We start from the raw sequence: 17,151 nt of genomic DNA, 5'->3' as shown, positions 1-17,151 counted from the left end.
AAAAAACGCTGCATTTTGCAGCGTTTTTACTTTTATTATGATCATCAACTTATGGCATTTTAAAACCTTTAGTATAGATTCGCCCGTAATTGTCAACGAACTTCACCTGAACATTTCCTTTGTATCCGTCTAATATTTTTTCAATATCTTTCTGCGAATTCACAGGTTTTCCGTTGATTTCAATAATGATATAATCATCTACGACTCCAATTTTAGCCATCTCACTTCCTTCAGTAACATTTTTTGTTACCACACCGCTGTTGAGACCATATTCTGTCTTGAATCTATCATTTAATGGCTCAAATTCTGCTCCAATCTTTTCAGTAACGCTCAAATCTGCCTTAGTTCTGGTAGTGGTTCCTCCTTTTTGGTCTCTAAGCGTAACCGTTGCTACATTTTCTTTACCGTTTCTGGTATACGTTACCTGTACTTTGTCTCCTGGTCTTCTGCTTCCTATAAATACTGAAAGATCAGCAAAATCGGTCACTAAGGCGCCGTCAATTTTTGTGATAATATCTCCTGTTTTAATTCCGGCATCCTGTGCGCCGCTGTTTTCTGAAAAGCCGGTTACATAAACCCCGATACCTGGTTTAAGGTTTGTTTTCTTATCTCTGTTATAAGCAGCTACCAACTGATCATTAGACAAATCTATTGAAGTTACACCCAAAAACCCTCTCTGCACAATTCCGAATTTTTTAATATCCTCAATAATCTTTCTTGCAAGATTTGCCGGAACAGCAAATCCATATCCCTGATAATAGCCATTGGTAGAAGAAATAGCAGAATTAATTCCAATCAAATCACCATTGACGTTCACCAAAGCTCCTCCGGAGTTTCCAGGGTTAATTGCCGCATCGGTCTGAATAAAACTCTCAATAGGATTAGTCGCTTTTCCCTGTCCGCTCAAAATACCTATTCCTCGTCCTTTAGCCGAAATAATTCCTGCAGTTACGGTAGAGTTCAGCCCAAGAGGATTCCCTACTGCTAAAACCCATTGCCCGACCTCTATATTGTCTGAATTGGCAAAGTTCAGGTAAGGCAGTCCTTTTTCTTCAATTTTAAGCAAAGAAATATCGGTATTTGGATCTGTTCCTACTAATGTAGCAATGTAAGACTTTTTATTACTCAAAACTACCTCTAGTTTATTGGCTCCAGCAACGACGTGGTTATTGGAGATGATATATCCGTCAGGAGAGATAATAACTCCTGAACCTAATCCTGAAGGCATATTTTCAGGAGTTTGCTGCTGAGGTCTTCTTTGATTTCTGCCTCCGAAAGGATCTCCGAAGAAAAAGTCAAAAATGTCTTGTTCAGAAGCCCTGCTTGAGGCTCTGGTTTGATAGTTTTTAATCGTTACCACAGCAGGAACGGTAGTTTTGGCAGCTTTTACAAAGTCATCACCAACTGCGGCAGTATTCATTCCTACAAAAGAAACATTATTTGATTTTGTAAAGTATGACTGGTCAGAAGTATTAGAATCGTGACCAATATATTGTTGTACGCCGACAGTGGTTGCTCCTGAAATCACGCCAACAACAGCAAATGGTAATAGTTTTTTAAATGTACTCTTCATTGTCTTCTTGTTGATTTTATTTTTTTTATACTTGAACAAATTTAATGCTAAATAAGTATTTAATTAGTCTTAAGTGTTTCAATTTTAACTAAAATTTAACGACAGTTATGCCATTTTATAGTTTAAACCATAATTTTCCTTCCAGTTTAACACTACTTAAAAAATAATTAAAGACAAAATGTCATTAATTAAGATAGGTAATACTGTCAAAAGTTAAGTGACCATTAAAATATGCGAAAAAACAGGTTTCTACAATTGAGTTAAAATATTATCTTTGCAAAAATTTTCTCACTTAAAAAAGTTTATAGCATGCAACTGTACAACACTTTAAGCGCAGAAGAAAGAGCCAAAATTATTGACGAAGCCGGACAGGAGCGTCTTACCTTATCTTTCTATGCGTACGCCAAAATTGAAAATCCCCAAAAATTCCGTGATGACTTATTTATAGCCTGGAATGCCCTTGATGCACTAGGACGTATCTATGTTGCACATGAAGGCATTAATGCTCAAATGAGTGTTCCTGCAGATCAGTTTGAAGCTTTTCGGGCGACGTTGGAGGAATATGATTTTATGAAAGGCATTCGCCTGAATGTTGCCGTAGAACAGGACGATCATTCCTTCTTGAAATTAACGATCAAGGTTAGAAATAAAATTGTTGCAGACGGTCTTAATGATGAGACTTTTGATGTTACAAATAAAGGAATTCATTTAAAGGCTAAAGAATTTAATCAACTTTTGGAGGATCCAAACACTGTTGTTGTAGATTTCAGAAATCATTACGAAAGTGAGGTAGGACATTTTGAAGGAGCAATTACTCCCGATGTGGAAAATTTCAGAGAAAGTCTGCCGATTATCAACGAGCAATTACAGAATTATAAAGAAGATAAAAATCTTCTGATGTATTGCACAGGAGGAATCCGTTGTGAAAAAGCAAGTGCCTACTTCAAACACCAAGGTTTTAAAAATGTATATCAGCTAGAAGGCGGAATCATTGAATATACACGTCAAATCAAAGAAGAAGGAATTCCAAGCAAATTTATCGGGAAAAATTTCGTTTTCGATCATAGACTGGGAGAAAGAATTACAGATGATATCATCTCGCAGTGCCATCAGTGCGGAAAACCCTGCGATAATCATACCAACTGCGCAAATGACGCGTGTCATTTACTCTTCATTCAGTGTGATGACTGTAAAGCTGCGATGGAAAACTGCTGTTCCACAGAATGTCTTGATATTATCCATTTGCCGGTTGATGAGCAGAAAAGAATAAGAAAAGGGAAGCAGGTAGGAAATAAAGTTTTCAGAAAAGGAAAATCGGATGCTTTATTATTTAAAAAATCAGGAAACTTACCAGATCAGCCTTTAGCAAAAGCAGAAACTACAGATATTCGTCAGAAAATCAAAGTTAAAAAAGTTCTTATCGGTAAATCTGAACATTATTTTAAAAATGCTAAAGTGGCTCAGTTTATAATAAGCAATAAAGATCTTTCGGTAGGCGATAAAGTTTTGATCAGTGGTCCTACGACCGGAGAGCAGGAAGTTACCATTACTAATTTATTTGTGAATGGAGCGCCTTCTGAAACAGCGAAAAAAGGGGATCAGATTACGTTTGAAGTTCCCTTCAGAACCAGATTGTCGGATAAACTATATAAAATTGTTCAACCTGCTTAAATGTGACCAATGCTTAAAGCGGATCTTAGAAAAAAATATATTAAAAAAAGAAAAACCTTATCAGATGATGAGGTTTTCTTGTTATCAGATAAAATTTTCAGCCATTTTATCAAGTATTTTCAACCTGTAAGTGGAAATAAAATACATCTGTTTATTCCTATTGATACATTAAGAGAAGTAAGAACGGAGACTTTAATTCAATATTGTTTCAAAAATGATGTTCGGGTTTTTGTTCCAAAAGTAATAGGGGAACATTTAATTTCTGTTGAAATATTTGAAAATACCGTATTCAAAACAAATGGTTGGGGAATTTCAGAACCTCTTTCAGATATTGATTCGGGGATTTGTGGTTTTGATTTTGTCATTACTCCGCTTTTGTATTGCGATTCAAAAGGGAATAGAGTGGGTTATGGAAAAGGTTTCTATGATAGTTTTTTTGAAAATGTTTTGGGTAGTACCAAAAAAATCGGAGTCAATTATTTTAACCCCGATGAGAATGTGGATGATGTCCGGATCAATGATATTCCGTTAGATTATTTAATTACTCCTACCGCTGTTGTGTCTTTTTTAGACGAAAAATAAAAGTTGGTAAAGTAAAATTTGAATTCTTTTTTGAACTGAATTTCTTTTGATACCAATGTATACTGTGCATTTTTCTCAAAAATCCCTATAGATTTATTCTTGTCGTCAAAATATTCTACATTGAATTTTGCGAGATTAAGAGTATCATTATTATTGATTTCCTTGTACACATTAATGGTGTTTACCATTGCTTTTTTTACTTTAAGACTTTCCAGTTCCTTGAAAAGATTTTTAAAAGTGAGAGAATCCGGTTTTTGAAAATATTTTTCTATCTGAGAATAGATAGCGGTATCAATCTCTGTATTTCTGTTTCCGGACAAATATAGAGTGGAAAGATCGAGCACTTCCTGAATTTTTTGCTGGGTAATTGTATTGATAGCCTGTGCGCTGTCCATCTGCACGGTTTCGTTGTTGGTATTACGCAGTTTTTGAAGGTCACTTACTGGTTCTGCTTCCTTTTTAACACAGGATAGCACAGCTAAACATATTATTATACTGAGAAACAAAGTTTTACTGATTGTTTTCATTGGTAGAAATTTTAAATTTTATCGAAACAATTTTTCCTTTATCTTTTTTCATTTCAATCAACTTCAGATTTTTTAATGAAGTTGTGGGAGTCGTCACCAGAGTGATGTATTTTTGTTTATCTAAGGTCTCAATTCCATAAATGTCACTGTCATAAACTTGTGTAATCACAGCATCATTGCTGATGCGGCTTTCCAGCTGCTTTCTTTTTTGTTTAATCAGTTCTTCTGTATTGGCTCCCTGAATGTCTTTTATCGAAAAATAGTATACTGCCATTTTATAATCATCGGGCTTCAAAGCGATAGTCTCGTTTTCAGGTGCATTTTCCAGATTTCTGTTAATTTCCAGATTTTCATAAACGGTAGAGCTGATCTGCATTTTCAAGGTTTTGTCCTTTGAAGGATATACAAAACATTCTCCCGGCTTTATGCGGTAAAAAATAGGAGATTCATTTTCTTTAATCACTTTGATTTCAATATCACGCTGCACATTCAGGTTTCTATCGGCATCAGTAAAGCAATAGGTATAAGTTTTCTGAAATATTTCATCTTTAAAACCTAAAAGAACCAGCAAAATCACAAAAACACTGCTTACTGCTATCCAAATAGCTTTTTGATAAGATTTTTTTTGTTGCTTTATTTCTGTTTGATACGCTTTAGTTTTGTTGTCTGGAATTTCTTCAACTATTTGATTATCAGTATTGTTTTTTTGTAAAACAATGTTTTCGGGTGCTGAAACCGAAGTTTTTTGAAGCGGATTTTCATCTTTAGATGATTCTGCTATAGTAGAAATTACTTTTTCGAGATTGTTCAGTTCTTCTTCACTCAAATTAGTGTCTTCTGTAAGAACTTCGTTGGCAAAAAGATGTTTCTTTTTAAATTCATACCAAGAGCTGTAACCCGCATAAATACTCAATAAATTAAGCATATCAATACGTGGAAGTTTGTTGACGGGAGAAGATTTAAAGTAAGTATAAAAAGATTTCTCGCTGATGTTTCCTTTCGCTTTTTTTCTAAGATCTTCCTGAAAATAAATGATATCAATCCCCTTCCACTTAGAAATTTCGTCATAAGATGGAGAGTGATCTTTCAAATATTGAGCTTGAACATCCTTTTTAAGCTGTTCAAAGTGTAAAAGTTCTAAATCAGTCACTTTATTCAAAAGTAGTTAAAATATTGATTTTCAGTTATAATAAATTGTAAAACTGTTTTACAAAGGTATTACAATTAATTTTCATACACAAACTTTTCATCTTCTATACCTTTGTCATGTTCAAATAATAGAACAGAAGAAAGATTTAAAAAACAATATTAACAAAATTAAATTTAATTGATTATGAAAAAGTCATTATTCGTAGCTGCTATCGCTGCAATCTCTTTAGTTGCTTGTAAAAAAGGAGAATCTACTGAAACTAGCAAAGATTCTATCGAGAACAACGCTGATTCAATCCAAAACAATATGGATTCTGCAGCTAACGCTCAGAAAGATTCTATCGATGCTGCAACTAACATGAAGCAAGATAGCGTTGAAATGAAGTCTGATTCTGCTAAAGCTGCAGTTAAGTAATTAGCTACGACTTACAATAAAAGAACCGTTTCGCTCAGCGAAGCGGTTTTTTTTGTTTATTAATACTTAGGATTTTTTCTGTTTTAAACTTTCATAGCAGGTTATCGCTACAGCGTTGCTTAAGTTGAGAGAGTCTATACTTCCGCTCATGGGAATTAATGTATTCTGTCCTTTTCCAAACCAGAAATCACTCAAACCTGAATGTTCTGTTCCAAACAGAACTGCGGATCGCTGAGAAAAATTTCTTTTGAAAAGATCTTCAGAAGATTCATCCATAATAGTAGTATAGATGTTGAATTTGTTTTTTTGCAGAAATTCTAAAACTTTGGGGTTCTCTGTCTGGAAAACTTTCATTCCGAAAAGGCAACCTACACTGGAGCGTATCACATTTGGATTATAAAAATCTGTTTTTCCGTCAGCAACGATTAAAGCGTCAATTCCAAAAGCTTCACAACTGCGTAAAATAGCACCCAGATTTCCCGGTTTTTCAACTCCTTCTACAATAATGATTGTAGAGTCCTCTTTAGGTTTAAATGAAGAGAAATCTGTTTCCTTCATTTTATAAATTCCTATAATTCCTTCGGAAGTTCCCCGGTAGGCAATTTTTTCATAAACTTTATCGCTTACGAGATGAATTTTTCCTTTCGGAAATTCTTTCAGAAAAATGTTTTCACAGATAAAAAATTCTACCGGTTCAAAATGGTATTTCTGAGCGCGGTCATTTTCCTGCTGTCCTTCTACGACAAACACATTCGATTTTTTACGGAATCTGTTGTCTGTGAGAAGTTTTGAAATGTATTTTACTTTTTCGTTCTGAAAGCTTTCTATTAACATGCTGCAAAATTAGTTAAAATTACAGTTAAATGAAAAACCTCAGAACTGATCTGAAATAACGAATTATTCTTCCGGAGTTTCTAGTGTGTTCTGAGAATTTTCAACAAGGCTTTGAGGAAGTTCTTTTTTATTTTTTATTCCTAAATTTTTCAGTTTCTGAGTTTGGATAATCAGGTTATCGTTGCCCGTGTAGAGCTGCTTGTAGGCATCGTTGTAAGTGTTTTTAGTCTGATCCAGATTCTTTCCGATCTTTTCCAGATTTTCTATAAAACCTACAAACTTATCGTAAAGTTTAGCCCCACGCTCTGCAATTTCTACAGAGTTTCGGTTCTGATATTCGCGTTTCCAGAGGTCAGCAATCAGTTTTAAAGAAGTGATCAGATTACTCGGGTTTAAAAGCAGGATTCTTCTGTCATAGGCAAAATTCCAAAGATTTTGATCAGCCTGCATGGCGGCAATATACGCAGGCTCACTCGGAATAAACATCATGACGAAATCCAGAGATTTTCCGTAATCATCATACGCTTTCTGACTCAGCTGGTTAATATGGTTTTTTACGGATGAAAGATGCTGATTGAGTTTGATTTGATAAATATCTGAATCATTCTCATCAACAAGTTCGGTGAACGCTGTTAAAGAAACTTTTGAATCTATGATCACGTTTCTCTCATCAGGATATTTTACCACTGCATCGGGGCGCATTTTTTTGCCTGAAAACTCAGAAAAAAGAGCTTTGTTGTCCTCGTCACGTAGTTCGTGTTCAAGAAAATATTCCCTGCCTTTTACCAGCCCAGACTTTTCCAGAATACTTTCAAGAATCATTTCGCCCCAGTTTCCCTGAGTTTTGCTTTCTCCTTTCAGCGCTTTTGTTAATTTTTTGGCATCTTCAGAAATCTGTTGGTTGAGAAGTGCTAATTCTTTTACTTTTTCACCCAAAGAAAAACGTTCTTTATTTTCTTTTTCATAGGCTTCATTTACTTTGTTTTTCAGTTCATTGATTTTTTCCTGAAAGGGATCAAGAATATTTTTAAGGTTGCTTTGGTTGAGGGTGGTAAATTTTTCCGTTTTTTCTTCAAGGATTTTATTGGCTAAATTTTCAAACTGAAGTTTTCCTTCTTCCTGAATTTTTTTTATTTCTTCTTTTTGGTTGTCTAACAATTGATGAAGACTTTCATTTTGAGCTTTTAATTCAGAATTTTTGATGAATAATTCCTGTCTTTCGGCAGATATTTTTTCCAATTCCATATTTTGGGAACGAAGGAAATTGTTTTCAGCAGAAATCTTAGCAAATTCGTTTTTCAGATCATTCAGTAAATCGGTTTGCTGAAGATTCAGCTCTTTTTCTTTATTGATATTTTGATGCAGTTCCTGGATTTTCAGATTTGAATTTTCTAAATCGGAACTGTTTTTAATAGATAAGTTATTGAGTTCATCATAAGAACTTCTCGGAACGGAAGAAGATCTCAGAACGAAGTATAAAATAACTGCGCCGAGGATTCCTCCGGCTATAATTCCGATAATTAAATAGGTGATTTCCATTTTCCAAAATTACAAAAACACCTGTTGATTTGTTTTATGGAAAACCGTAAGTTTTGATATGGGAATAATTTTTAAAGAAAATTTCGCAACTTTCCAAAATATAAACTTGCAGAATCAATTTGTTTTCCGTTATTTCATTCTTTCAAATTAAAATAAACCTTCATGAAATTTTTAAGCATTGCAGCCATGATGTTTTCAGCGATACTTTCAGGGCAGGATTTTGCCAATTATGCGAAATATGAAAAGCAAAATCAGCAAGTTTTAGCACAAAATATAATTCCGAATTCTGTTTTGATGGGTGATTCTATCACAGAAGGCTGGTTTTCTACTGACCCTTCATTTTTCAAAAAAAATAATTTCGTCGGAAGAGGAATCAGTGGACAGGTAACTTCGCAGATGCTTTTAAGATTCCGTGAAGATGTCATCAATTTAAAACCGAAACGTGTGATCATTCTTGCCGGAACCAATGATATTGCAGAAAATCAAGGTCCGATTTCTTTATACAAAGTTTTTGGAAATATAGTTTCTATGGTGGAACTTGCAAAAGCAAATAATATCAAAGTTGTTTTATGCTCCTTGCTTCCTGCTTATGATTTCGGATGGAGAAAAGATATGCATCCGGCGGAAAAAGTAATCGCACTCAACAAAATGATTGAAGGCTATGCGAAAAAGCACAATATCCCTTACATAGATTATCATTCTGAAATGAAAGATTCCCGAAACGGACTGGACAAAATCTACACCGAAGACGAAATTCATCCAACAGCAAAAGGCTATGAAAAAATGGAAGCGATCCTGATGAAAAAAATAGGTAAAAACTAAGAGTTCTTTTTATACATTTTTTGTAGAAGCCAGAATTTCAATATTCTTTACTACGTCATTGTTTTCACATTTTTTTAATTCCTTCAGCAAGGCAGGGGTCAGAATTTTAGGATTTAAAATTTGGGTGGCAACTTTTGCTGCGGCATAATCTACAATTCCAATGACATTCTGTTTTAAGATCTTTGGGGTATTAGATACAATCACCGCCGTTGCCCAGGAAGTTTCTCTTGCTTTGGAAATGGCAAAATCTAAAACGGCATTGTCTTTTCCGTTGGAAAGTTTATCAATCAGATCAATAGGATAACAGATTTTATTTAACGAATCCTGAACCTTTTGGTTAATAGAAGCAATCACATTATTGATGTTTTCAAAATCTTTTTTCAAAGGACTGATTTTTCGGTACGGCATGACGAATGCGGCGGAAATTCCCAAATCAAGATTGATGTGTGCATTCATTCCAAGAAAAATATGCTGAAGAATTAGTAAATCTTTATTTTTTGCCGCATCAAAAGCTATCTGCCACGATTTTGTGCATTTTTTTCCTGAATTGTAATTATCCCAGGCTTCAAGATACCGGTTAGCAAAAGCGAGATCCAACAGAATCATTCTTGGGTTATCTTCAAATTTTTTCTGTTGAATTCCTTTCAAAACCTGAGCGGTCATTATTCGGTAAGTGCAGGCGAAATATCCGACCGGACTTTGGTTTTCTTTGGCCCAGATAATGATTTCGTCTAATTTTTTCAGAACTTCTTCGATGGTTTTCATGTGAGTTTAGTTTTAATTAAAGATAAGAAAAGCTCACAAGTTTACGAAGTCAAATTTTCATTAGATTAAAAAGATCACGGATTTTCTTTAGCAATCTCCTTATGGTGTTTCAGGTACAATGGCAAAGCAGCAGAGCCGTACCAAGGAAAAATTTCATAACCAAAAACTCCGGCTGCAACGGCAGGATCTGTTTTTACCCAAGATTCCGCTTCTTCTTTTGACTTTGTGTTGAATATGAACATTCCACGATAATCCCGAATATTTTTTTCGGAAAATGGTCCTGCAACTACTATTTTTCCTTCTTTGGCTAATCTTCCGATATTGCTCATGTGACCTTTCATGAGTTCGGTCATTTTCGTTTTGTCTTCAATTTTCGCTGAGCCTGTCGTGAGCATTACAATAATATAAGGTTTCATCCCGTAATGGTCTGCGCCTAAAGAATCTGCCATTTTCTGATTAAAACCAATTTTTGAATCGGGAGAAGTTCCGTCTTTTCCGGGAAGTCCGGGTTTTCCGTTTTCGCCTTTTGTATGGATAAAACATGAAGTTATGAAGAATGAAATTGCCAGCAGAAATATTATTTTTTTCATTTTTTGTATGTTTTAATCTTTAATACGTAAAAACTCTTTTGCCAGTTCGATCATTTTTGGATCTCCGGTATATTTTCCTTTTTCGTCAGAAAGTTTTACGGTGGGGATCCATTCTTTATTGGGAGCCTGAACACCAATAAGTTTCATCACCATGTTCATTGGCTTTAGACCGACATCGTTGGTGAGATTGGTTCCGATTCCGAAAGAAACCCCGATTTTTCCTTTGCAGTAATTGGTGATTTCTTCTACCTTTTCCAGATTGAGATTATCAGAGAAGATAATGTATTTGAATAAAGGATTGATTCCGTTGTTTTGATAATGTGCAATGGTTTTGTCTGCAAATTCCAGCGGATCGCCGCTGTCGTGTCGCACACCATCAAAAAGTTTGGCGAATTTTTTATCAAACTGGCGGAAAAATACGTCAGTGGTGTAAGTGTCTGAAAGCGCAACTCCCAAATCACCACGGTAAACATCTACCCAGTGTTCTAAAGCCATTTCGTTTGCCATTTTAAATCCAAATTCGGCTCCATGGAACATAAACCATTCATGGGCATGAGTTCCGATAGGTTTTACGCCATATTTCATTGCAAAATGAACATTAGAGCTTCCGATAAATGTTGAATCTTTTTTCTGAGTCAATGCTTCCATAACAAGATTCTGAACCTTATAAGAATGTCTTCTACGGGTTCCGAATTCTGCAAAAGTAACGCCCAGTCTATTTAATGATTCTGCTTTTTCAAGCGTTTTATTCATGACGATTTCATTGGAGTCTCTTTCCATGTGGTTCATCTCATAGTGCAATTCGCTGATAATAGCCAAAAGTGGAACTTCCCACAAGATGGTTCTGTACCAAAGTCCTTCAACGGTTACAGATACATCATTTCCGGTTTGGGTTATTTTTACTTCTGAAGGATCATAATGGTAGCCTTCCAAAAAATCAAGGTAAGGCAAATCAAGATATGGACAGGTTTTCGCCAAAAATTTCTTTTCGTCTTTGGTTAGTTTTAATTCTGCCATTTTATTGATGATTTCTCTTAAAGCTTGATCAAAACCTTCTGGGAAATGGTGTTTTCCGCGGTTGATAAATTCATACTTTACCATCTGGCTCGGAAAAAGTTTTACCACGGCATTCTGCATGGTTATTTTATAAAAATCGTTATCAAGAATCGAATTGAGGTGAATATTTTGCATATTGTGTAATTTTAACGCAAATTTAATTATTTAAAAATAAAAATCGTCTAAAAATAAGACGATTTTTGAAATATTTAGGGTGGGCGATTATTTTATTTACCTAAAAATGAACTGTACATCCAAACTTCTTTTTCCTGTTCGGTAATATAATCGCTCATTTGGGAATTGGTTCCTTCATCTCCGGCTTTTTCGCTCATTTCTAATAACTCTCTTTGAAGTTCAATCACCACTTTAAATGAGTTAAGAATAATTTCAACGCTTTTGTTTCCATCTGTAACTTCTTTACTTTCTTTAATCGTCGAAACATTGAGGTAATCTGAATAATTGTGTGCAGGAGTGTCTCCTAATGTTAATATTCTCTCAGCAATTTCATCAATTTTAAGCACAAGATTATTGTATAATTCTTCAAATTTTGGATGAAGCGTAAAAAACTGTTCCCCTTTGATGTTCCAGTGTGAACCTCGTGTATTTTGATAAAATACCGAATAGTTGGCTAATAAAACATTTAGTTTTTCTGAAATCTTTTGAGTATCGTTTTCTTTAAGTCCGATAAATGATGCGTTTTTCATAATTGTTTATATTATATTGGTTTAAATTTTAGTGTTGATATAAAAGTGGTATGTTTTAAGAATGATATTTTCGCAAAAGCAAAGGATCTTTTACAGTAATCTAATTGATAGAAATATTGTGCCGAAAATAGGATCACATGATTGATGATACTTATCTTTGGTATTTTTATAATGAATATAAATAATGTCTATAAAGAATAAAAGTTTACTTCTTGTTATTTCTGTTTTCGTTGTGGTTTGTCTGGGGTATTATTTCAATTCAATCAGGCATACAGAGGGTTCTTATACTTATCTTATTGATGATGCCTATATCCATTTGGCAATAGCCAAGAATTTTGCCGTTCACAAAGTTTGGGGGATTACACAATATCAATTTTCATCTACTTCATCATCACCATTGTTTACTTTTATTATAAGTGTTCTTATCAAGATTTTTGGTGATAATGACCTGCTGTCTTTATATTTCAATATGTTTTGCGGATTTGGGATTGTTTTTTATTTGGTTAAATATTTCTCAGCAGTTTTTAATACGGTAAGTCTTGTTGTGCTGTCTGTTATATTTACACTGTTTTTTTCTGTTCTTCATGTTCAGCTGTTATCAGGAATGGAGCATATCTTTCATGTGTTGCTGATTGTTGTAAATATCTGGTGTTTTTCCAGAATGAATAATAATAGATCTGCTGCTGCCGGTTTCTATTTATCGTTAATCTTGATGGGATTGGTGCGTTTTGAGAGTATGTTTTATTTTGTCATTCTTTCGTTTGTTTTTCTCCTTGTTAAAAAATGGAAAGAATCGTTTACTGTATTATTAGCTGGTTTTATTCCTGTACTTATTTTCTGCTACTTTAATTATCTTCAGGACGGATATTTTTTTCCTAATTCTGTTGTGGTAAAAGGAACGAAAATCAGTTTTGGAGATGATTTTCTGCGTCAGTTAAAATCAATTTTTTTTGATCATTTTCTCCTGAATATCAGTTTTTATAAAATTGGTTTCTTTCCTATTTTAATGAGTGTTTTCATTATAGGCAGAGGAACTCACAAAAAGAAGATGAATAATCTAATTCAGACTAATTTTCTGCTGATTGTTTTTTCGCTGCTCATGATTTGTCATTCCCTGTTTGCGGAGCTAAAAGGAAGTTTCCGATACGAAGCATATATTCTTGCTGGTTTTTCAATGGTTATCATTCCAAAAATAAGCGGTATTTTTTATGATTTTAGAGATTATATTAAAAGAGAGAAAATTTTGTCTGTATTAGTTTTGATGAATGTACTGCTTTTATGCTACAAAACCGCATTCGCTCACAGAATGCTTGATAAAGGCGGTAAAAATATTTATGAACAGCAGGTGCAGTCTGCAAAATTTCTACATACCTATTATAATGAATCTAAAGTTGTAGCAAATGATATTGGCGCAATCAGCTATTATACAGATATTCATTTGTTGGACACTGCGGGTTTAGGATCAAAGGAAACAATACGTTTTAATGAAAATAAGAAAAAAGCAGACAAAGAGTTTGAAGAATTTCTTACCAGATATACAGAGAGTCATCAATATGAGATTGCTATTATTTATGAAGAGTGGCTCAACGGTTTTGTTCCGAAAACATGGAAGAAGGTGGCTATACTCACAATACAAGACGGGATAATGGTAGCGAAAAATTCAGTTTCAATTTATGCGGTGGATCATCATACGGATCAGCTGAGGCAGAATATTAAAAACTATAAATGGAACAGGAATGTGAAAGTTGTTATGATTGATTAATCTTAAATTCCTGAAATATTAATTTTAACAAAAAATGAATATTTTATATAACTGCTTGTAGATTAAAAAATTATTCATATTTTTGCACCCTAAAATAAAAAGCAATTAAATGCCTACTATTCAACAATTAGTAAGAAAAGGAAGAGCCACACTTGCCAAGAAGAGCAAATCGGCTGCCCTTGATTCTTGTCCACAAAGACGAGGTGTATGTACGAGAGTATATACTACCACTCCTAAGAAACCTAACTCTGCACTAAGAAAAGTTGCAAGGGTAAGACTTTCTAACGGTAAAGAAGTCAACGCCTACATCCCGGGCGAAGGACATAATCTTCAAGAGCACTCGATAGTATTGGTTAGAGGCGGAAGGGTGAAAGACCTACCGGGAGTACGTTACCACATCGTAAGAGGTGCATTAGACACAGCAGGTGTAAATGGAAGAACGCAGAGAAGATCTAAGTATGGAGCTAAGAGACCTAAACCAGGGCAAGCTGCAGCTGCACCAGCAAAAGGAAAGAAAAAATAATCATTAAATAAGGTACAGAAACAATGAGAAAGACAAAAGCGAAAAAAAGACCGTTGTTACCAGATCCGAAATTTAATGATCAATTGGTAACTAGATTTGTAAACAACTTAATGCTAGACGGTAAGAAGTCTATCGCATTCAAAATTTTCTATGATGCATTAGATATCGTAGAAACAAAAAAAGGAGATACTGAGAAAACAGCCCTTGAAATCTGGAAAGATGCATTGACAAACGTAATGCCTCACGTAGAAGTACGTTCCAGAAGAGTAGGTGGTGCTAACTTCCAGATCCCGATGCCAATCAGAGCCGACAGAAAAATTTCTATGGCAATGAAATGGTTAATCAAATATTCTAAAGCTAGAAATGATAAGTCTATGGCTTTGAAATTAGCTAACGAAGTGGTAGCTGCTTCAAGAGAAGAAGGTGCTGCTTACAAGAAAAAATCTGATACTCACAAAATGGCGGAAGCGAACAAAGCTTTCTCACACTTCAAATTCTAATCTGAAATGGGAAGAGATCTTAAATTTACAAGAAATATCGGTATTGCTGCTCACATTGATGCAGGGAAAACTACCACTACAGAAAGGATTTTATTCTATACAGGTGTAAACCACAAAATTGGAGAGGTTCACGATGGTGCTTCTACAATGGACTGGATGGAACAGGAAGCAGAAAGAGGGATTACCATTACTTCTGCTGCAACTACTTGTAACTGGAATTTCCCAACAGATCAAGGTAAGAAATTACCTGAAACAAAACCTTACCACTTCAACATCATTGATACACCAGGACACGTTGACTTCACAGTAGAAGTAAACAGATCTTTGAGAGTATTGGACGGTTTGGTATTCCTTTTCTCTGCAGTAGACGGAGTTGAGCCTCAGTCTGAAACAAACTGGAGATTGGCTGACAACTACAAAGTTGCGAGAATGGGATTCGTAAACAAAATGGACAGACAGGGTGCTGACTTCTTGAACGTTGTAAAACAAGTAAAAGAAATGTTAGGATCTAATGCGGTTCCAATCGTTTTACCAATCGGTGCTGAGGAAGATTTCAAAGGGGTTGTAGACTTAATCAAAAACAGAGCGATCATCTGGGATGAAGCTGGACAAGGTGCTACTTATGAAGTAGTTCCGATTCCTGAGGACATGAAAGATGAAGTTCTTGAATATAGAGAAAAATTAGTAGAAGCTGTAGCTGATTATGATGAGACTTTGATGGAGAAATTCTTCGAAGATCCGGATTCAATTTCTGAAGAAGAAATCAACGAAGCGTTAAGAAAAGCGACTATTGATCTTTCTATCATTCCAATGACTTGTGGATCTTCTTTCAAAAACAAAGGAGTACAGTTTATGTTGGATGCTGTTTGTAAATATCTTCCTTCTCCATTAGATAAGGATAATATCGCAGGAACAGACCCAAGAACTGACGCTGAGATCGAAAGAAAACCATCTGTTGATGAGCCTTTTTCTGCATTAGCTTTCAAAATTGCTACTGACCCATTCGTAGGTAGGTTAGCATTCTTCAGAGCTTATTCAGGAAGATTGGATGCAGGTTCTTATGTTTTGAACACAAGATCTGGTAACAAAGAAAGAATTTCCAGAATCTATCAGATGCACGCAAACAAACAAAACCCGGTTGAATATATTGAAGCTGGAGATATTGGTGCTGCTGTAGGATTTAAAGATATTAAAACAGGTGATACTTTATCTGATGAAAAGAACCCAATCGTTCTTGAATCTATGATCTTCCCGGATCCGGTAATCGGTATCGCTGTTGAGCCTAAAACGAAAGCTGACCAGGATAAAATGGGTAACGCTTTGGCTAAATTAGCTGAAGAAGATCCTACATTCCAGGTTAAGACTGACGAAGCTTCAGGACAAACAATCATCTCCGGTATGGGTGAGCTTCACTTGGATATCATCGTAGACCGTATGAGAAGAGAGTTCAAAGTAGAAGTTAACCAAGGTCAACCACAGGTAGAGTACAAAGAAGCACTTACACAAACAGCTAACCACAGAGAAGTTTACAAAAAACAGTCTGGAGGTAGAGGTAAATTCGCCGATATCGTATTCACAATTGGTCCTGCTGACGAAGGTAAAACAGGTCTTGAATTCATCAACGAAATTAAGGGGGGTAATATTCCGAAAGAATTTATTCCTTCTGTTGAAAAAGGATTCAGAGAAGCAATGAAGAACGGTCCTTTGGCAGGATTCGAAGTTGAGGCAATGAAAATTGTTTTAAAAGACGGATCTTACCACCAGGTTGACTCGGATCAGTTGTCTTTCGAATTGGCTGCAAAGTTAGGTTTCAAAGAATCTGGTAGAGCTGCTAAAGCAGTAATCATGGAACCAATCATGAAACTTGAAGTAGTAACTCCTGAAGAATACATGGGAGACATCGTAGGAGACCTTAACAGAAGAAGAGGTACTGTAAATGGTATGGATGACAGAAACAACGCTAAAGTAATCAAAGCTTTCGTTCCGCTTTCTGAAATGTTTGGTTATGTAACTTCTCTTAGAACTTTATCTTCAGGTAGAGCAACATCTTCAATGGAATTTGAAAGATACGAAGCTGCTCCTTCAAACGTTGCTGAAGACGTAATCGCTAAGGCTAAAGGTTAATATTTAAATTAGATT

General features: G+C 35.1%; 17 protein-coding genes. 8 read left to right on the top strand and 9 right to left on the bottom strand.

Going from position 1 to position 17,151, the window contains the following annotated elements; translation table 11 throughout:
* Window positions 1-49: 49 nt before the first annotated feature.
* A complete protein-coding gene (locus FOL89_RS15555; RefSeq protein WP_144283691.1) occupies window positions 50-1,573 on the bottom strand; it encodes a trypsin-like peptidase domain-containing protein in 1,524 nt (507 codons plus the stop codon).
* A gap of 309 nt (window positions 1,574-1,882) precedes the next feature.
* Here FOL89_RS15555 and trhO point away from each other — a divergent pair, with 309 nt between their 5' ends.
* Both trhO and FOL89_RS15545 read left to right on the top strand, forming a co-directional pair.
* A complete protein-coding gene (gene trhO, locus FOL89_RS15550; protein WP_144283690.1) occupies window positions 1,883-3,244 on the top strand; it encodes an oxygen-dependent tRNA uridine(34) hydroxylase TrhO in 1,362 nt (453 codons plus the stop codon).
* Window positions 3,245-3,253: 9 nt separating this feature from the next.
* Window positions 3,254-3,826 (top strand): 5-formyltetrahydrofolate cyclo-ligase, encoded by a 573-nt coding sequence (locus FOL89_RS15545; protein ID WP_144283689.1) that lies wholly within the window; start codon window positions 3,254-3,256, stop codon window positions 3,824-3,826.
* Here FOL89_RS15545 and FOL89_RS15540 read toward each other — a convergent pair.
* Together FOL89_RS15540 and FOL89_RS15535 are read right to left on the bottom strand one after the other, a co-directional pair.
* The gene (locus FOL89_RS15540) at window positions 3,778-4,353 is read right to left on the bottom strand and encodes a hypothetical protein (protein ID WP_144283688.1); all 576 of its coding nucleotides are present in this window, start codon (window positions 4,351-4,353) and stop codon (window positions 3,778-3,780) included. The genes FOL89_RS15545 and FOL89_RS15540 overlap by 49 nt on opposite strands.
* Window positions 4,337-5,503, bottom strand: a complete 1,167-nt coding sequence (locus FOL89_RS15535; protein ID WP_144283687.1) for a hypothetical protein — start codon at window positions 5,501-5,503, stop codon at window positions 4,337-4,339. The genes FOL89_RS15540 and FOL89_RS15535 overlap by 17 nt, the downstream gene beginning before the upstream one ends.
* Before the next feature lie 183 nt (window positions 5,504-5,686).
* Here FOL89_RS15535 and FOL89_RS15530 point away from each other — a divergent pair, with 183 nt between their 5' ends.
* Entirely contained in the window at window positions 5,687-5,917 is a 231-nt protein-coding gene (locus FOL89_RS15530; RefSeq protein WP_144283686.1) for a hypothetical protein, read from the top strand.
* Window positions 5,918-5,983: 66 nt separating this feature from the next.
* Here the strand turns inward: FOL89_RS15530 and FOL89_RS15525 are convergent, their stop codons facing one another.
* Both FOL89_RS15525 and rmuC read right to left on the bottom strand, forming a co-directional pair.
* Complete coding sequence (locus tag FOL89_RS15525) at window positions 5,984-6,751, bottom strand: TrmH family RNA methyltransferase (RefSeq protein WP_144283685.1); 768 nt, start codon at window positions 6,749-6,751, stop codon at window positions 5,984-5,986.
* Between the two features lie 63 nt (window positions 6,752-6,814).
* The gene (gene rmuC / locus FOL89_RS15520) at window positions 6,815-8,290 is read right to left on the bottom strand and encodes a DNA recombination protein RmuC (RefSeq protein WP_144283684.1); all 1,476 of its coding nucleotides are present in this window, start codon (window positions 8,288-8,290) and stop codon (window positions 6,815-6,817) included.
* Window positions 8,291-8,452: 162 nt separating this feature from the next.
* Here rmuC and FOL89_RS15515 point away from each other — a divergent pair, with 162 nt between their 5' ends.
* Entirely contained in the window at window positions 8,453-9,112 is a 660-nt protein-coding gene (locus tag FOL89_RS15515) for a GDSL-type esterase/lipase family protein (protein ID WP_144283683.1), read from the top strand.
* Window positions 9,113-9,121: 9 nt separating this feature from the next.
* Here the strand turns inward: FOL89_RS15515 and FOL89_RS15510 are convergent, their stop codons facing one another.
* From FOL89_RS15510 to FOL89_RS15495, 4 genes are all read right to left on the bottom strand, one after another.
* A complete protein-coding gene (locus FOL89_RS15510) occupies window positions 9,122-9,877 on the bottom strand; it encodes a DUF5995 family protein (protein ID WP_144283682.1) in 756 nt (251 codons plus the stop codon).
* Window positions 9,878-9,951: 74 nt separating this feature from the next.
* Window positions 9,952-10,467, bottom strand: a complete 516-nt coding sequence (locus FOL89_RS15505; RefSeq protein WP_144283681.1) for a YciI family protein — start codon at window positions 10,465-10,467, stop codon at window positions 9,952-9,954.
* Between the two features lie 12 nt (window positions 10,468-10,479).
* A complete protein-coding gene (gene pncB, locus FOL89_RS15500; RefSeq protein WP_144283680.1) occupies window positions 10,480-11,658 on the bottom strand; it encodes a nicotinate phosphoribosyltransferase in 1,179 nt (392 codons plus the stop codon).
* Window positions 11,659-11,750: 92 nt separating this feature from the next.
* Window positions 11,751-12,227 carry a Dps family protein gene (locus tag FOL89_RS15495; RefSeq protein ID WP_144283679.1) on the bottom strand — a complete coding sequence of 159 codons (477 nt, stop codon included), beginning with the start codon at window positions 12,225-12,227 and terminating at the stop codon, window positions 11,751-11,753.
* A gap of 184 nt (window positions 12,228-12,411) precedes the next feature.
* On the opposite strand from FOL89_RS15495, the gene FOL89_RS15490 reads away from it, so the two are divergent.
* The 4 genes from FOL89_RS15490 to fusA all read left to right on the top strand — a co-directional run bounded on the left by FOL89_RS15490 (window position 12,412) and on the right by fusA (window position 17,136).
* A complete protein-coding gene (locus tag FOL89_RS15490) occupies window positions 12,412-13,989 on the top strand; it encodes a hypothetical protein (RefSeq protein ID WP_144283678.1) in 1,578 nt (525 codons plus the stop codon).
* Between the two features lie 109 nt (window positions 13,990-14,098).
* Entirely contained in the window at window positions 14,099-14,512 is a 414-nt protein-coding gene (rpsL, locus tag FOL89_RS15485) for a 30S ribosomal protein S12 (protein WP_002983146.1), read from the top strand.
* A 23-nt stretch (window positions 14,513-14,535) separates the two neighbouring features.
* Complete coding sequence (gene rpsG / locus FOL89_RS15480) at window positions 14,536-15,012, top strand: 30S ribosomal protein S7 (RefSeq protein ID WP_144283677.1); 477 nt, start codon at window positions 14,536-14,538, stop codon at window positions 15,010-15,012.
* Between the two features lie 6 nt (window positions 15,013-15,018).
* On the top strand, window positions 15,019-17,136 hold the full coding sequence (gene fusA / locus FOL89_RS15475) for an elongation factor G (RefSeq protein WP_144283676.1): 2,118 nt from the start codon (window positions 15,019-15,021) through the stop codon (window positions 17,134-17,136).
* The last annotated feature ends 15 nt before the right edge of the window (window positions 17,137-17,151 follow it).

Origin of the sequence: Chryseobacterium echinoideorum (genome assembly GCF_007474535.1) — a bacterium.
Lineage (GTDB): Bacteria > Bacteroidota > Bacteroidia > Flavobacteriales > Weeksellaceae > Chryseobacterium > Chryseobacterium echinoideorum.
The sequence above is the reverse complement of the archived record's forward strand: the minus strand, read 5'-3'. Positions and strand labels throughout refer to the sequence as shown.

Bases quoted from the DNA above. Each gene is read 5' to 3' on its own strand.
- FOL89_RS15515 (WP_144283683.1), top strand. From the start codon at position 8,453: ATGAAATTTTTAAGCATTGCAGCCATGATGTTTTCAGCGATACTTTCA.
- rmuC (WP_144283684.1), bottom strand. From the start codon at position 8,290: ATGGAAATCACCTATTTAATTATCGGAATTATAGCCGGAGGAATCCTC.
- fusA (WP_144283676.1), top strand. From the start codon at position 15,019: ATGGGAAGAGATCTTAAATTTACAAGAAATATCGGTATTGCTGCTCAC.
- FOL89_RS15505 (WP_144283681.1), bottom strand. From the start codon at position 10,467: ATGAAAAAAATAATATTTCTGCTGGCAATTTCATTCTTCATAACTTCA.
- rpsL (WP_002983146.1), top strand. From the start codon at position 14,099: ATGCCTACTATTCAACAATTAGTAAGAAAAGGAAGAGCCACACTTGCC.
- FOL89_RS15555 (WP_144283691.1), bottom strand. From the start codon at position 1,573: ATGAAGAGTACATTTAAAAAACTATTACCATTTGCTGTTGTTGGCGTG.
- rpsG (WP_144283677.1), top strand. From the start codon at position 14,536: ATGAGAAAGACAAAAGCGAAAAAAAGACCGTTGTTACCAGATCCGAAA.
- trhO (WP_144283690.1), top strand. From the start codon at position 1,883: ATGCAACTGTACAACACTTTAAGCGCAGAAGAAAGAGCCAAAATTATT.
- FOL89_RS15545 (WP_144283689.1), top strand. From the start codon at position 3,254: ATGCTTAAAGCGGATCTTAGAAAAAAATATATTAAAAAAAGAAAAACC.
- FOL89_RS15495 (WP_144283679.1), bottom strand. From the start codon at position 12,227: ATGAAAAACGCATCATTTATCGGACTTAAAGAAAACGATACTCAAAAG.
- FOL89_RS15510 (WP_144283682.1), bottom strand. From the start codon at position 9,877: ATGAAAACCATCGAAGAAGTTCTGAAAAAATTAGACGAAATCATTATC.
- FOL89_RS15525 (WP_144283685.1), bottom strand. From the start codon at position 6,751: ATGTTAATAGAAAGCTTTCAGAACGAAAAAGTAAAATACATTTCAAAA.
- FOL89_RS15540 (WP_144283688.1), bottom strand. From the start codon at position 4,353: ATGAAAACAATCAGTAAAACTTTGTTTCTCAGTATAATAATATGTTTA.
- FOL89_RS15530 (WP_144283686.1), top strand. From the start codon at position 5,687: ATGAAAAAGTCATTATTCGTAGCTGCTATCGCTGCAATCTCTTTAGTT.
- pncB (WP_144283680.1), bottom strand. From the start codon at position 11,658: ATGCAAAATATTCACCTCAATTCGATTCTTGATAACGATTTTTATAAA.
- FOL89_RS15490 (WP_144283678.1), top strand. From the start codon at position 12,412: ATGTCTATAAAGAATAAAAGTTTACTTCTTGTTATTTCTGTTTTCGTT.